Source organism: Mucilaginibacter sp. FW306-07-L (assembly GCF_058782065.1).
In genome coordinates this window covers 970,550-987,516 of record NZ_JBYSXI010000003.1, presented here as the reverse complement: position 1 = coordinate 987,516, position 16,967 = coordinate 970,550, and the positions used below count along the sequence as shown (strand labels likewise).

Annotated in this window: 10 protein-coding genes and 1 tRNA gene; all 11 read left to right on the top strand. The window is 34.8% G+C overall.

The window, feature by feature from the left end:
• Positions 1-279: 279 nt before the first annotated feature.
• The 11 genes from AC3WJC_RS19555 to AC3WJC_RS19505 all read left to right on the top strand — a co-directional run bounded on the left by AC3WJC_RS19555 (position 280) and on the right by AC3WJC_RS19505 (position 16,645).
• Positions 280-367: transfer RNA gene (locus tag AC3WJC_RS19555), tRNA-Ser, on the top strand.
• Between the two features lie 402 nt (positions 368-769).
• Positions 770-1,576: a type IV toxin-antitoxin system AbiEi family antitoxin domain-containing protein gene (locus AC3WJC_RS19550; RefSeq protein WP_492400804.1), complete on the top strand. Its 807-nt coding sequence runs from the start codon at positions 770-772 to the stop codon at positions 1,574-1,576.
• Positions 1,573-1,695 carry a hypothetical protein gene (locus AC3WJC_RS19545; RefSeq protein WP_492400803.1) on the top strand — a complete coding sequence of 41 codons (123 nt, stop codon included), beginning with the start codon at positions 1,573-1,575 and terminating at the stop codon, positions 1,693-1,695. The genes AC3WJC_RS19550 and AC3WJC_RS19545 overlap by 4 nt, the downstream gene beginning before the upstream one ends.
• On the top strand, positions 1,689-2,354 hold the full coding sequence (locus AC3WJC_RS19540; protein WP_492400852.1) for a nucleotidyl transferase AbiEii/AbiGii toxin family protein: 666 nt from the start codon (positions 1,689-1,691) through the stop codon (positions 2,352-2,354). Before AC3WJC_RS19545 ends, AC3WJC_RS19540 begins: the two co-directional genes overlap by 7 nt.
• A 2-nt stretch (positions 2,355-2,356) precedes the next feature.
• Positions 2,357-2,845 (top strand): restriction endonuclease subunit S, encoded by a 489-nt coding sequence (locus AC3WJC_RS19535; protein WP_492400802.1) that lies wholly within the window; start codon positions 2,357-2,359, stop codon positions 2,843-2,845.
• 68 nt (positions 2,846-2,913) lie between these two features.
• Complete coding sequence (locus AC3WJC_RS19530; protein WP_492400801.1) at positions 2,914-3,906, top strand: restriction endonuclease subunit S; 993 nt, start codon at positions 2,914-2,916, stop codon at positions 3,904-3,906.
• Positions 3,903-5,453 carry a restriction system-associated AAA family ATPase gene (locus AC3WJC_RS19525; protein WP_492400800.1) on the top strand — a complete coding sequence of 517 codons (1,551 nt, stop codon included), beginning with the start codon at positions 3,903-3,905 and terminating at the stop codon, positions 5,451-5,453. Before AC3WJC_RS19530 ends, AC3WJC_RS19525 begins: the two co-directional genes overlap by 4 nt.
• Before the next feature lies 1 nt (position 5,454).
• Complete coding sequence (locus tag AC3WJC_RS19520) at positions 5,455-6,522, top strand: hypothetical protein (RefSeq protein ID WP_492400799.1); 1,068 nt, start codon at positions 5,455-5,457, stop codon at positions 6,520-6,522.
• Complete coding sequence (locus tag AC3WJC_RS19515; RefSeq protein WP_492400798.1) at positions 6,519-7,730, top strand: type I restriction-modification system subunit M; 1,212 nt, start codon at positions 6,519-6,521, stop codon at positions 7,728-7,730. Before AC3WJC_RS19520 ends, AC3WJC_RS19515 begins: the two co-directional genes overlap by 4 nt.
• A 261-nt stretch (positions 7,731-7,991) precedes the next feature.
• Positions 7,992-9,635: a hypothetical protein gene (locus AC3WJC_RS19510; RefSeq protein WP_492400797.1), complete on the top strand. Its 1,644-nt coding sequence runs from the start codon at positions 7,992-7,994 to the stop codon at positions 9,633-9,635.
• 50 nt (positions 9,636-9,685) lie between these two features.
• Entirely contained in the window at positions 9,686-16,645 is a 6,960-nt protein-coding gene (locus AC3WJC_RS19505; protein ID WP_492400796.1) for an AAA domain-containing protein, read from the top strand.
• Positions 16,646-16,967 lie beyond the last annotated feature (322 nt).

Here is a 16,967-nt window from a genome sequence, read left to right as displayed (position 1 = left end):
GGGTACAGTTTGATGAATACTTTATAACAACAGGCTATTAGCAGGCAAACATAAGGTAAAAATAGCGATATGCACAAGGCCGCAAAAAAAATTCAGATACCGATTAAACTTTTACGCCCGGCATGCATCTAACAAGCAGAACGTGGATCAGGAGGAGTTTAGATTAGTTTTACTTTTATGTTTATTAGAGCGTAGCGAAATCGGTAAATGGTGCCGGTTTCGCTTTTTTATTTAAACATGATTTTAATGTATTACCTTTGCTGCCCCACAAGCATAAACGGAGAGGTGTCTGAGTGGTCGAAAGAGCACGCCTGGAAAGTGTGTATACGCCAAAAGTGTATCGAGGGTTCGAATCCCTCCCTCTCCGCGAAAAAAAAACCGAACCCAAAAGTTCTGTTTTTTTATGCTTTTCTACATTATTTAACTAATTGATAATCAATGTTAAATAAATTCGACTTGGGGTTCGAGGGTTCGAATCCATCAAATTTAAAGATTAAACTTTTTTATCTCTAATACGCCTTTAAACGCCTATTTATGACCTATTTAAAGGCATTTTCGTTTATAGCCAATCACAAACTTTTCAAAAGCGCTCAAATTTTTGTGGCAGAATAATGGCACTTTTTGGGTTTGGAAAATGTGCCACAAATACCTTCGTCAACTGATTTGCCTAACTTTTTTAGCAAAAGACTTGTTTTCAATTAAAACATTAGATAAGTTTACATCTGCAATAAGGGATAAAAAATATCCCTTATATCAAACAAAAACTTAGATGGCTGGACAATATGGTTATTTAGAGGACTTTATTAATGAACTACGTTCTAATGGAAGGTATGCTTTCTCATTGCCGGAAGTACGAAATAAATTTGAACAGTCCGATGAGGCGATTAAGAAGGCCCTACAGCGACTTAAAAAGAAAAAAGAGATTGCTTTAATAAGAAATGAATTTTATGTAGTCATTACGCCAGAATATCGTAGCAAAGGCATTCTTCCCCCATCTTTATTTATTGCAGAACTGATGAAATTTTTAGGGAAAGATTATTACATAGGTCTATTAAATGCAGCATCTTTTTATGGAGCCGCCCACCAGCAACCCCAATCTTTTTCTGTAATCACAATGAAACCAAGTTTAAGGAATATCAATAATGATAACCTAAAGATAAATTTCTATATAAAGAAGGAATGGTTCAAAGGCGACATAGTTCAAAAAAAGGTTGATACAGGGTATATAAATGTATCATCTCCGGAGTTAACCGCATTGGATCTGGTGAATTATTTTGAACAGGCAGGCGGTCTTAATAGAGTTGCAACAGTTTTGGAAGAACTCTGTGAAAGCATTGATGCCGAGAAAATGCTTGATCTCGTTAAACGGTATTCTCCTATTACTGCGGTTCAACGGTTAGGCTTTCTGTTTGAAGAGATTTTGAATATGCCAGATTTAAGCGAGCCAATAAAAGATTATTTAAAAACCGTGAATTATTTCCCTGTACTATTAAGACCACAAAAAGAAAAGCCTGAGATGATAACTGGTAATGATTGGAAAGTTGTTCAAAATATAGAAATAGAAACTGATTTATGATTCCTCAGGCATATATAACCGCATGGCGTAAAAAAGCTCCTTGGCAGGAGGATTTTCAGGTGGAACAAGACCTGGTAATTGAGCGGGTATTGATTGCTATATACAGCGATGAATACTAAGAGAAAGATTAGCATTCCGAGGAGGAACAGCTTTACATAAGCTATACCTATCGCCGGCTGCTAGATATTCAGAAGATATTGATTTAGTACAAATTACAGCGGAGCCATTTGGGCCGATTATGGATAAGCTTCGTGAGGTACTATTTTTTTTGGGTGATAAACCTATACGTAAACAAAAACAACATAATAACACATTAGTATATCGGTTTGACTCAGAAGGAGGAATTCCGTTAAGATTAAAGGTTGAAGTTAATTGCCGTGAGCACCATACCATTTTTGGTATACGGGAAGTAAAATATGCAATGCAATCTGATTGGTACACAGGAGAAGTTTTGATACCATCATATCAGTTAGCAGAGTTATTAGGGACCAAAATGCGTGCTCTCTATCAAAGACGAAAAGGCCGAGATTTGTTTGATATGTGGTTCGCGATAACTCAAGGTAATGTTGACCCACTTGCAATTATTGAAGCATGGAACTTTTATATGAAGGAAGAGGATAACAGTGTAACACAGAAAGAATTTCTGGAAAACATGGAAAAGAAAATATTAGATCAAGACTTCTTGGCAGATATGGAAGGACTATTAAGGCCCGGGGTCACATATGATATTGCGGAAGCATATAAATTTGTAAAAAGCCACTTGCTGGAAAAAATATGACAATGAGTAAAGGTACGAAAGGTTATGATTTACCGACTGGTTGGGCTTTGGCTGCACTCAGTGATGTTACGTTCAAAGTAACGGATGGTTCACACAACCCTCCTAGTCGGCAGACAAACGGGATTCCAATGTTAAGTGCAAAAAATATAACAGATAACGCCATCGATTTTAATAACGATATCCGGTATATTTCTGAAGAATCTTACCAACACGAAAACGAAAGAACGAATATTGAACCAGGAGATGTATTATTGACGATTGTGGGAAGTATCGGCCGTGCTGCAATCGTACCTGAATATATAAACTGTAGATTCACAATACAGAGAAGTGTTGCCCTGGTGAAACCATGTATAATTCTTGGCAAATACATGATGTATGCTTTTCAAGCTCCATTTTTTCAAAAAAAACTGGAAAACGAAGCAAAAGGAACTGCTCAGAAAGGGGTTTATTTAGGGCCGCTCAAGTCGCTTCAATTCCGATCCCTCCTTTAAATGAACAACACTTAATACTCGAAAAATTAGAAGAAGTATTTAGTGAACTGGAGCAATCCAAAATTGGCTTGCTTGAAGCTTCACAACAACTAAAAACTTACAGGCAAGCGTTTTTAAAAAACGTCTTAGAGAATAATGGGATTATAAATAGAAAACACGACGCTATTCTGAAAAAATTTAAGGGATTAAAAAAGGTTTTCTTAGGAGATATTGTAAATAAAGTTTCAAAGAAAGTAAATCCGTTAGAGTATCCTGATTTAAAGTTCATCGGACTTGATAGTATTGAGCCTAACAGCTTAAAAACGAGTTTGATATATATGTTTAAGGACTATTCAAGTTCTGCCAATTATTTCAAAAAAGATAATATTCTTTACGCTAGAATGCGACCTTATTTAAATAAGGTTTTTAGGGCTGAATTTGATGGAGCTGCTTCAGGAGAGTTTATAGTATTAGAATGTAAAGAAGATATTCTGAATGACTATCTCAAATATATATTGCACTCCGCTGCCTTTGTGAACTATGCGAACGAACGATCAACTGGTGATAGGCCAAGAGTTTCATTTGAAGATATCTCACTATTTGAGTTTTATTTAACTGATCTGGAGGAGCAACAACAAATTGTGAATGAGATTGACAATCGTTTTACCATAATCGAAAATCTTGATGATACAATACAAAGTAATCTTCAAAGCATTGAGTTATATCGTCAAAGTATATTGGAGAAAGCGTTCAAAGGTGAGTTAACTATTCAAGATAATGACAATGAACCTGCATCTGAACTACTCGAAAAAATTCAGAAAGAAATTTTTAATTATCGAAACGAACAAAAAGTAAATGTTCAAAATAATCCTCGCATGAAACAGCCAAAAAAGTCGGTCATTTCCGTGATAAAAGAAAATTTTCCTGATTCAGAATTCAGTTTTACTGACTTAAAAGAACATCTTCATATGTCATATCAAGAAGTTAAGGAACAACTTTTTATTTTAATTGATGAAGAAAAAGAAATCACATCAAGATTCAATAAACAACAAGAACAGATAACCTTTAAACTGAAGTCATGAAATTAAAAAGTATAAAAGTTTTTGACATCGCTAGTAAACCATTACTGGAAGGTTTAGATTTAACTTTTCCTGATAGGGCTACTGATTACTTGAATGCTAATTGTTTGATCGGGGTAAATGGTTCGGGTAAATCGCAGTTTTTAGAAACTATTGCTGAAATATTTATCTATCTCGATGCTTTATATCGGAAAGCGAATGTGATAAAAAGTATAACATCCCCCTTTTCTTTTGAAATATCCTATTCTCTAACTAAAAGAAATAAAATATACGATGTAAATATTACCCAGAAAAATAAAAGTGTTAAACCACATATTATCACCATAACAGATAATACCGGAAATACAATATCATTTACAGATGAAGAAATAGACGCTTATCTTCCTGAAAAAGTTATTGGCTACACCTCCGGCGAAAACGAAACAATTAGTATTCCGTTCCACGCTTATTATGATATTTACGCAACCTATACGGCCAGCAGAGCAATCGAAGGTTTGTCTAAGAAAGATTATGAGCCTAGATTTTATTTTATGGATTACAATACAAATCTTGGGATCGTAATCAGCAATTTAGTTTTTGAAGAAGTTGAAGGCATTGATTATATTAAGAATGAACTCCAAATCGGTAAACTTAAGAGCTTTCAACTTATAATCCAAACCAATCAGACGGCGGCTCCTAAAATAAAAACTTCTACAGGAGAGAGCGGCGTAATTCTTACACAGGAATTAAAAAAGTGGAGAGAGGAGTTAATTGCATCTGATACTTGTTACGACTACGATGAGAAGCATAACAAATATACACTAGACTTTTATTTTAATGAAGCCACAAAAGATGCATTGACTCATTTCTTTAAATCAGCCTATAATCTTTATACCGCGCTATACAAGTTTGAGCTATTAAATAATTTGATGATCGATGCTACAACTAGGAAAAATATTGAGAGAGAACGTAAACGCAGAAAGTTAATTACTAAAATGCCAACGGTAGCTAATAAAGATAAGGTTCTGAATTATTCAGAACTAAAGCTACAACTCTCGAATGATCAAGTAATAGATTACCTCAGTTTAAGTGACGGTGAGCATCAATTCTTTAATATTTTTGGGACGATTATCATGGTTAACCATGATAATTCTCTTTTTCTACTGGATGAACCTGAAACACATTTTAACCCTAAATGGAGAAGGCTATTTATAAGCCATTTGAAAAATCTGACCAAGGACAGAAAACAAGACCTTTTTCTCACATCACACTCTCCTTTTATAGTATCGGACACGCCAAAAGAATCTGTCTACATATTTGAACGTGAATCAAAAGACCATATTTCTATAAGGCCACCTGATCAGGAAACTTTTGGTGCCTCGCTGGATCATATATTGCGTATGGCGTTCGATATGGAAGAAGTAATGTCTGAAGAAGCTTTACAGGCTATCAAAGCATTAAAGGAAGAAACAGATCCAGTCAAAATAGAAGAGGGAATCGAAAAATTAGGCGAATCTTCTCAGCTAATGCCCCTATATCGCCGAATTGAAATGTTAACTAAAAATAAGTAGCATGCTGTACAAGTATGAATTTATAAATGGCCATTCTTTGAGCCAATTAAATAAGCACTTAAATTACTTCTTTAGAAAAATTAGAGCGGTACCTGCTAATGCGGCGTTCGTCACTGCCCGATATTTTCATTCTTCGATTACTGATGACATAGATAATTCGCCTACTCTTAAGAAAAAATTCGAGGTGTTTTTTGAATCGTATAAAGTTTTAAGTCAAGATAAAAAGGACGAATTTTATCAAATAGTTCTAAAGTGTCGTTCTATTGATTTATTCTTTGAAGATATAAATATTGATTGCAATGAGATAAATAATACTGCTATACAAGCAATCATAGGAGACGATAGTTTATATGAATTGACAAAGTATCTGTTTTCAACGACCTTGAAGGCTAATCGCTGGGGTATAAAAGATCATTACCTGCAACTCTATAATCTAATGCCAGCTCATAAAGCTTGTCCTTTCTGCGGAGTAGGTGAAATGCATCAAACTTTCAGAGAGGATTATGATCATTTATGCCCGAAGAAACATTATCCGCTTGTGGCTATAAATTTGAAAAATCTAGCTCCTATGTGCAGTGTATGTAATACTAAATTCAAGGGTGAAGTGGATGTATTTTATAATAATAATATTAGAAGGCAATTTGCATATCCCTATTCAACACAATTGACAATTAATATCGACTATAACGGAAGCGTGATCCCGGAAACAGATATCAACAACTCAACCGGTTTTTGGAAAATAAATTTCTTACCCAACGACCCAATGAATGATACGTGGTTCAAAGTTTTTCAAATCGAAAAACGCTACAGGAATGATTATTTAGTGCCAAAATTTAAATCTTGGGTAAACGACTTTTTGGATGACCTGGTGAGTTACGGAATAAATATCGCTAATTATGATGATCTAAAAAGAGAACTCAAAAATACAGCCGAGAGAATTGGACGAAAAAGATTTATACACTCAAATATTATCAAAGCGCCTCTATTCAACTACCTGGCAAGCTGTGAAAATGATATTTTTTACAGTTCAGTACTAAAAATGTATACTCAAAAAATAAACGTTGCATGAAGACAAATACATTAGTTGCAAAAATTTGGTCGTTTTGCGACACTCTTAGAGACGATGGGGTTAGTTATGGTGATTACTTGGAACAAATTACTTATTTGCTTTTCCTTAAAATGGCTGATGAGTATACTGATCCGCAGTATAAGAAGAAATTTAATATACCAGTTGATTGTAATTGGCAGATTTTATTGGATTCAAATGATGATTTATTAATCAGCACTTATAGTGACAATCTAAAAAAACTAAGTTCATCAGGAGGAATGATATCAAAGATATTTGACGGAGCCCAAAATAAAATTAATGATCGGCATAAGTTAAGAAGGCTTATCGACCTTATTAATGAGGAAACCTGGATTAATGAATCTGTCGATATTAAAGGCGAAATTTACGAATCATTACTGCAAAAAAACGCAGAAAGTAGCGGAGCCGGACAGTATTTTACTCCACGCCCAGTAATTCAAGCCATGGTTGAATGTATACAGCCACAGCCCGAAGAGAGTATTGCAGATCCATCCTGTGGCACCGGAGGATTTTTCTTGGGAGCTTTGAATTATTTGCACAGCAATAATAAAAAGCTTAATGAAAAGCAGAAAGATTATTTAAAATTCAAAACTTTTCATGGCTGGGAAATTGTTCCCTCCACTGCACGTCTTTGCTTGATGAACCTTTTTCTTCATGGCATTGGCGACCTTCAGAAAACTCCCGAAATAGATGTTGCGGATAGTTTGAAAGAAGTTTTAAAGGAAAAAGTCAAAATTGTACTTGCAAACCCTCCATTCGGTAAAACAAGCAGCGATATAGCTACAAACGACGAGAAGAAGGCAAAGCAGGAAGGTTATTACCTGAGAAAAGATTTTTGGGTCACTACAAGTAATAAGCAGTTAGCGTTTTTACAACATATTATTACCATGTTACGTCCAGAGGATGGCCGGGCTGCTGTTGTTTTGCCTGATAACGTATTGTTTGAGGGTGGTGTAGGAGAAACCATACGCAAAAAAATATTAGATGAAGTAGAGCTTCATACAATCCTTAGACTACCAACAGGCATTTTTTATGCGCAGGGTGTTAATGCTAATGTGCTTTTCTTTGACATGAAAAAAAAGGGCTCAAAGCAAACCACTAAGGATATTGGTTTTATGATTATAGAACGAATGTTCACCATACGCCAAAAAAAAATCCACTTACTTATGAAGGCTTACAGGATTTTGTAAAATGCTATAATCCTCAAGACCGAACTAAACGAAAGCCGACTTGGACGGAACAAAATAAAGAAGGACGTTGGAGAAAATATACATATACCGATATAATCAGTCGAGACAAATGTAATTTGAATATTTTCTGGCTAAAAGATGACAACAGAATCGACTTAGAAAATTTGCCGGAACCGGAAGATCTTATGAATGATATTATTGGAAATATTGAAAGTGCTTTGGCTAATTTTAAAACAATAAGGGACTCAGTTTCCTAATATAGTGGATGACAAGCAAAAAATCAGGAAATTTGAATCGGAGATATTAGATAAAGCTCACACTAAGTTGATCTTTTATCAATATCCCGAAGATATCGTCATTCCTTACTTGTTACAGGTTTATGGAGATTCTGAACGACATCGAGATAACCTAATAGCAAATGGATATAGTGACCATAATGTGTCTGTCTACTTAAATAACATGATGCATGGAATTGGCCATTGCGTCAGATGGATGCTGAAACAAAAGCAACCGGTCTTTCAGCGCATTACTAATGAATCTCCCCGGCAGTTACAGGAAATGGCTGCCGATTTTTTAGGATGGGGTACGGGCTACCATATGATTGCGCAAGAATTTGTTACCTGGTCGAGAGGAATTAAAACCGCCAATATAGATGAAGATAATAAGACCATCACATTTCTCAATCCAATAGACTATGATTATTCTAGCATCTACGATAAACAGCTATTGTATGCTGAACGGATGCAAGTAGTTTATTTAAGTTATCCCCATGAGCAAATGGATAACGAATTTGAAGAATGGATAAAAAATATAGATTTTTCGCAACCTCCTATTGCCAATCACATTGACTGGAGTAAAGGAAGACATTCAAAATCTTATCCTTTGCTATATGCAAAAATGAGCGAAACATTACTCCCTGAGCTGCAGGGAACGACCGAACTTGGTGGGTATAGCCTAAAAGAACTTCGTCAATTTTATGCGTTATTTTTTCTAAACTTTCATTTTATCCGCTGGATAGAGGCAGTCCTTGACTCTAAAATAGGGCAAAACCTTTCCTTTGGCTCAAATCCCTTATATCTAAATTCCTCGAAATTTGAAAAGTTGGCATCAACTATTACCGGGCTATCAACAGATGCGACTAGGGCTATAATATTGGACTTGACTTTTAATCCCAGTAATTTCCATACCAGCATCACCATTCAACCGTTTGTCCTTTCTTCATCCGGCACATACTATATCTTGCCGAACCTATTCTCCCAGCTAGAACCATCAAGAATGATTTTAGGGGCCCTAAATAAAGGATCAAAAAAGAAAATTTATGATAAGTTAATCAATCTCATTGAAAAGTTTAACCTCAATAAATTATCTTCTTCAGTAACAGATTTCAGTAACTGGACTTCCTATTTGGAGAAGGTGATTAAGTATGAAGGCAAGCAGGTACATCCTGACCTTATTATTATTGACACTATCCATAAATGTGCTTGCGTAATAGACTATAAACATTTTATAGGGCCAATCACTGCGTCAGAGGTTGATTATAAGATGAACGAGCTAAAAAAAGGTGCTAAGCAAGTTCAGAGCTATATTGAAATACTTAAACAACTCAACAAAATTGGGGTAACCGATATTAACGGCTTTTCAATAAAAGGACTGCTAATTACGCATAAGCCTATGCCGGTACTGCTGCCCAATGAAATTAAAGTTTCAATAATAGACATGGATACATTTATAAATAGTGTAGCAGGCTTTAATGCTCAAAGTCATGGACTTATTGACTTGATGCAACTTTTTGCGGTCCATCATATACCTAAGAATGTATTTACGGCCTTTGATGCAGAAATTGGAGTTGATGAATGGAAAGTTGTTCGAACTCAACATAAAATCACTAATCACAATGGTAGATAATACAATAGCAAACTGTATAACACCATTCGCCAACAGTTAAAGCTTAGCTTATGAAAATAAAGAATATCCAAGAATATCGTAGTTTTTATAAAAATGAGATACGTCGCTTAAGATTAGCAGATCGTAATGAAAACTTTATCGGTAACTTTCTAAGTATGACAGATTCTAATGAAGTAGAATTTGGCTGGTTTGAAATATATCATGGTGACAAGGAAGGGTACGGAAAAGCTGAAGCTGGAATTGAAAATTTCCTGCAAAGTTTCCTGGATATGGCAAAAGACGGGCAGGCTGTTTATGAGTTTTTGCAAAACGCTGTTGATGCGGGAAGTACACATTATGCAATGATTTGGGGACAAGACGAGCTAGATGGAAACCATTATGTGCTTGTTGCTAATAATGGTAAAATGTTTAATCTGGACAGCGTTCGCTCTATTCTCAACGTAGGTTCATCTACCAAAAGTAATGATAGTCAGACAATAGGTAAATTTGGTATTGGTTTTAAACTCGCACACCGTTTAGTAGGCAAAGACAATGGGTTGCATGAATTAATTAACGAGCAATCTGGGCCCATTCTTTTTAGCTGGAAGAATTATGAAATTGAACAACTGGCCAATGGAGAGGCAGTTGAACCAGAACCATTCAGTTACAATGCTAAAGCTAACCGTAATTTTGAAATAGTAGACCACTATCCCTGGTTGTTTAAAATCCTTATTACCTGTTTCCCTTGCCTTCCTGAAAACGACCTTGTTGAAGAACTACCAAAGATGGCAGATGGTCAACCAGCTAAAGGCAATCCATTCAGTAGTGAGGAATACCATGCGCTTTCTCGTTGGGTTAAAAAGTATCAGCATATTTTAAATAAGGACAACTATAATGAGGGAGCTTTATTCTTTATCAAGTTAGGTAAAGGCAAAGAAGATGAGCTGGCGGAAGTGAATCTGAAAGAAGGTGTAAAATTTTCCATAGCTATTTTGAAGGAAACTGCGACCGATGAAGAGCAAAAAGAAAAGTTGTTACATACAGTCCAGTTAAATGACAGTGAACCTATAACTTATCCTGAACTCCAATACATCAAACTGAATATTTCAAAAGAAAAAGATAATGATACCTATGCTTATATCAGGTTTGGAATAGAGAGTTATGAGGATTTGAGCAATGAGCAACAACGAAAAATGGCTGACGAGGCTGACATTGAGGCACTGTTCGGATTTAGAAAACATTATGAAATTGGTGAGTATTTTAAAGGGGCTCCAAATCTATATTTATATTTTCCCTTATCGGAAGAAGTTCATAATTTCAATTATATACTTCACTCCAATGCTTTTTATAAAGGCAGTTCAAGAACTTTTTTACATAAAGGCAACACTAAGGAAGACGGTATTAATGAACGCCTGCTAAAGGTTCTCGTTAACAAAATAGATGAGCAACTAAAAGAGCTTTCTCAATCCGAAAATCCAGATGACAAATCGTTGTTTCTGCATTTTTATGCATCGTTATTAACATCAGGGAAAAGCAACAGTCAACCTAGGTTATGGATTGAAACACCATACATAGCCCCGGTAAACGACCGATTAAAACAGTATATCCCTATATGCAACAATATTACTGATAATAACTATAAAACTGTTTCTGACAATCATACTGTGTTTATTAAGAAAACAGAAATTGATATTGATCCAGATGCATGGGGATTACAAGACGTAAACTGGTTTTATTGGAATGAGGAAAGTGTAAACATCATCTTAAAAGGAATTGAGAAACTGGGAATTAAAAACTACACCATTTTTGATTTACTCGAAACTGTAGGGGTTGAAGACCAAATAAACAATTGGCTGAGTGGAAATGAGGATAGAATAAAACTCGTATTAAGCGAGTTGTCGTCAATTACACCGGATAAAGCTTTAATTGACCGCGTAAAACCACAGTTATTACAATTAAAACTACTTAGATTTTCGAATGGTGAATTACTTTCTATTTCTGAATTTTTAGAAAAAGAAGGCAATGGTTATTTTCTTTTACATAATACTTTAGGTGGCATAAAGGATATTTTACACAAAGCAGGTTTGGTTACAACGGAACTGGATTTGAAAGAATTTGAATTTGTTGAAAAATACCGAACCTTCTTATTGCAATCTTCCAAGCATAGTGGATATACTGAACTTACTAAACTATTCAGCCATTCGGTTGAAGACCAAAAATTAGCCAAAATCAGCAAAGACGAAAAATTGAAGATATTCAATGCCTTTAGAACCTTAAATACTGATAATGTAAATGAACGGATCAGGGAACTTAAATTGTTCGAGAATAATCTAGGGAAACCCGTTGTCTTTAAATCATTATTATTACCCCAGCCTGATAACTGGCTCAACATCTTCAGCATTTCTACTAAGGAATATGATGAACAAGTAAAAGCATATTTATTAGATGACAGGAAGGCAATATATGAACAGATTGTATACCCCTATTGGGAAGATATACTAAACCGGGTAGGGAATAATCGCAAAGAGATTACCAGTATATTTGAAGATATTACTTCGTTATTTAACGAAAGTAGTTGGTCGGAAAAACAACAGCATTCACTATCGAATCAGGATTTGATCCTGTTTAAAGGGGATGTACTCAAATCTGATAATATTTTCTACAAAAGCACCCTTGCAACGTTATCTGAGGAATCCTTTTCAAAGGTGCAAGATATTGCCTTCAAAATTTACGGACTTCATGTGCCGGACAGTATTCTTATAAAGCATTTGAATGAGACACCACTTTCTTATTCTAGTATTATAGCAGACTTATCCATTGAAGTTAAAGATATATCAATTAACGACATTAATGATTTATTGCTTTTCTGTGTTGTTTGTGATATAGACTTTTTCGAGCACAATACGATATCCTATAATGGAAACAGTTATCTGATTAATTATGGATCAAAATTAAAACAATATTATGCTTCGGATAAGCGTATCATAGATTATATAGGAAGGTATCATTTGGAACAGTTTATATTAATTCCTACCACCATCCAAGTTAAAGCTGGTGCAATCAAAATGTCAGGCACTGCATTGATAGAGCGACTGATTGACCTGTTTTCGGAAGAAACAATGGATCAAGAACTGGATTTAATTGAACTGGTACTGAATGAGCGAAAAGAAGACAAAAAGCAACTATTAAATTCTTTGACTTATCTGAGATTGGATGCGCTTTGGCAGGAAGAACATCAGAACGAATTGTATTTAAAACTCATAGATGCTGTTATTGAAGAAACCTCAGAAACCGACGTTTTTCAAACCATACAAGAAAAATTAATAATATACAATGGTGACCAGGAAGTTAATGTTGGAGAAATAGAAAGTGCGCAAGATGCCATAGAAGTCAAAAGAGGCGATAAGGTCATTTATCTTTCTCAATCTCAAATCTTAGATCTGGAAAATTCACAGATTATAAATCTTGTTCAACATTTTCACGATGAAGCATTAAATAAAAGTTTAATTAGCTCAACTAAAGCACATAAATTATTTAAGATTTCAAGCGTTGGCATTACTGACGATTTGATTAATCGATTTGAAAACGTTCTCAAATCATTAAACTTGCTGAAGGACGCATTACCAATTACCAATTCTCATCAGCTAGCGTTTGTATTACTATCTAGTAAATATGCCTCTTCCGAATTGAAAAAGTTCGCCGTAAAATGCCGTGATAACAAATGGTATTTTCTGAAGGGACAAAGAGTTATATTTTCTACGGAAAATGAAGCGCATATAGATGAAAGCCATCTATTAAACGCACAATACGGCGATTTACAATCTGTATTTTCCTTAGGAGATTTTGAAGTATTCAATTATAGTGAGAATGAAGATGATATTATAGCTCTCAAATTTTTGTTTGTTAAAGGAATGGATCCTGACATCTTAAGTTTTAATAGCGAGCTTTTAGATAAGTTGGACTATTTGTATGATGGTTGGAAAGGAATATCCCCTGCAACAAGAGATTATAAAAAGGATGCTGATTGGAAAGATATACTGGGTATAAATCCATCGCACTATGTATTGAATGGAAAACACATTGAAAGTGAAATACTACCTTATGGTTTTTTAGAATGGTGCAAGGATGAAAAATCGAAGCAAGAGTTTCTAAGAAGCATTGGCGTTTTTGTAAAAGACAGATTTCTTGAACCGTTACGAAACTTTCTTTTGAAAGAAATAGAAACGTTACCGGACGAAATTGACCCATTAAAATTTAATGATACTATATTACTCAATACACTTAAAGGATTATGTGGCGATTTTAGCACTTTTAATAATCAACCAATAATATATAATGACGGTAAAGATAATTTTAGAATTTTGCTGCTTGAGCGTATTATAACGCACTTAATAGAAAGTGATGTCGAATGTCCTTTACTCGTGTATAATGACAGTATTTCATTTAAAGTTATAAACTTTTCCGCTACCAAAATCTTGCAAATAGAAGATGAGCTACATTCAAAGCTGAAACAAAACGATCAGAATAATTTGAATCACATTTATTCTCGCTACTGCATTATTAAATCAGAATTACTGTCCATTCAGAAGCTTAATGACCAAACCGATCAATTTAAATTTAGACGAGAGTTTATTCCAACAAATATAGAGGAACATAATGAACCCTTTTACCATAATTGGAAAAAACATCATAACATTATACTCATAAAGCAGGAGCAATTAAAATTTAAACTTTTTGATTCGGATGAAGAAAAAGGAAAACACATTGGAACAATTGCTGATGGTAATTTTCATATTGTAGACGAGGGTGAACTGACAACAATTTTTTATCCTAAGAGTATTCATCTGGAAGGGTTAAAGTCAGCATTAGAAGAATCGCGAAGTTCAATAACTGCCTTGATTGAGGATTTGATTTTCAGAAGAGATGCAATGCTGGCGAGTATTTACAATGCCTATAATGCTGCAAATATAGACGATGTGAATAGCGAACACCTACAAGCATTACAAGAAGCTTTTAGAGCACAGAACTTAAAGCAAGAGCGTGACGATTTAATAGACAACATAAGGCAAAATGCAAAATATTCCTACGATTGGTTTATCTCTTATTTAGATTACCTACTTACTTTTAGTAACAATACGTCAGATAACAATAAGCAGAAAACTATCCGTTTCCAATCCATAAAACGTCAGATTGTAAATCATCTGATCTCCGGTAAATATTTTCTGTTGAGTGGTGCGAGTTCTTATGTTAGCGACTCCATAGAGGAAGCCAGTGACTTTTCATTGTCAATCACAATGAATAACAACAAAAGAGTAGAAGTAATAGTAGAAGGAGCTCAAAAGCAAGGTCAGGATCTGTTGATCTTCTGTCCAAAAGGCATTCCTAATGATATAACAGAAAATATGGATGCTGTTTTTCAGGCTGAAATAACATTTGTTCCTCAAATTGATTTATTAAAAGAATTAAGAAGTGCATTCGCAAATGAGAATAATTTAGAAAGGTGGGACGAAATAAACGAAAGCTTGCCTTCGCTACATTTTATCTATGGCCCTCCTGGAACAGGAAAAACTACCACCCTTTGTGAAAAAATAATAGATATAAAAGAAGAAAGTCCAAAAACAAAAATACTCTTTTTGACTCCCACAAACAAAGCAGCAGATGTTTTGTCCAAGAAACTGTTGATGCCGTCCGTGGATCCAAGGGATAGAATAGGTGGAAGGTTGAAAATACTGAATGAGTGCAACGAATATTTAACCATTACCCGTATCGGAAGGCCTACTGATCCTGAATTAGAAGCTTTGGATTTAGAAGTTTATCAATCCTCTGTGAATGATTCGGTACTTAGGTCAGTAGATGTTCTCGCAATGACAATTCATCGTTTGCCTTATACAACCGTATTTACGGAGGAACTAAATAATGAGATTAAATTATTCAAACTTGAGGAGCACTGGGATTATGTAATATTTGATGAGGCGTCAATGATGAACCTGCCATATTTGGTATTTGCGATAAAGGCAATATCCAGGTTCAGCCCTAAGGCAAAATTCATTATTGCCGGAGATCCCAAACAAATTCCCCCTGTAGTCGATGTAAATGATAAAGAACTTGAAGAGTTGGATATTCAGGATGAAAATGTGTACTCAATGATGAACATCAGAAGTTTTAGCAAAGATGAGCAATTATTGAGAGGCTGTGATTCTATTCAAAATTTGAACATTCAATATAGAAGTATAGGTAAAATTGGTCAACTATTTAGTGAATTATCGTATGGAGGGTTATTACAACATCATAGAGAAAAAGTGCAAAGTAAGCCTAAGGAGTTACCTTCCGGACTGCAAAAATTGATAAGCAATAATGTGCTGTTTATTGATATTCCATTAAATAACGAAGATTCCGTTTTTAAGATTAGGCAATTATTCTACAGCTCATATCATATATACAGTGCCATCTTGGTAAGTGAAATCATTAAATTCTTTGATGCTGCACTTACTGACGATGAATCATGGTCAATTGGGCTTATCGCTCCCTACAAGGCTCAGGCCGTTATGATGAATAAACTTATCGCCTCTTTCGGTATCTCAGAAAAGGTAAAAATTTATGCGGATACAGTCCATGGTTTTCAGGGAGATGAGTGTGATCTAATATTCTTTATCTCTAATCCTAATAATTACTATTATTCCGGTCATCCAAAAAGTTTACTATCAAAGGAGTACATATACAACGTAGCTATTAGCCGTGCTAGAGACTACTTAGTTGTATTACACCCTTTTTCCGCAATAACTAATAATACATTTATTAATAGAATAAAGAATAGTTATCAGAATAGCTTCGAAACTCCGTTTGTAAAAAAGGCCTCCGAAATTGAAGTCATTCTTTTCAAAGAGGATAATTTCATTTATAATAATAGCTATATAACAGGTCATGATACCATCAATGTTTTTGGGCAATTAGAAAAGAAGTATTTTATAAAAGCTAATCCAGGTGCAGTTGATGTTCAATTAAGAAAATTGTCGGATGAAGATCAGTATTAAACAATCTTACACCAAAGTTGGGCAAGGAAGTTTTTCTGGTCTTTTTATAACCAATTTATCGCACCCAACCGCATTAAATATTTTGTACCTTTGCTCCAGTTTATAATGAACTATATCGTTCTTTAAATCAAGTCGGCTTCCGTGCAGGAAGCTTTTGAAGATATTTTAGGGAAATTCATTAGGCTGATATTTGTGGCAATTTTGTGGCACTGCAAATAAAAACCAGCCAAAATAGGGCTTAAAAGCCTAAAATAAGCTATAGTCCGTTTCCCTCCCTCTCCGCTGATTTAAGCGAATTCATTCTCATCCCCTTGGGAATGCT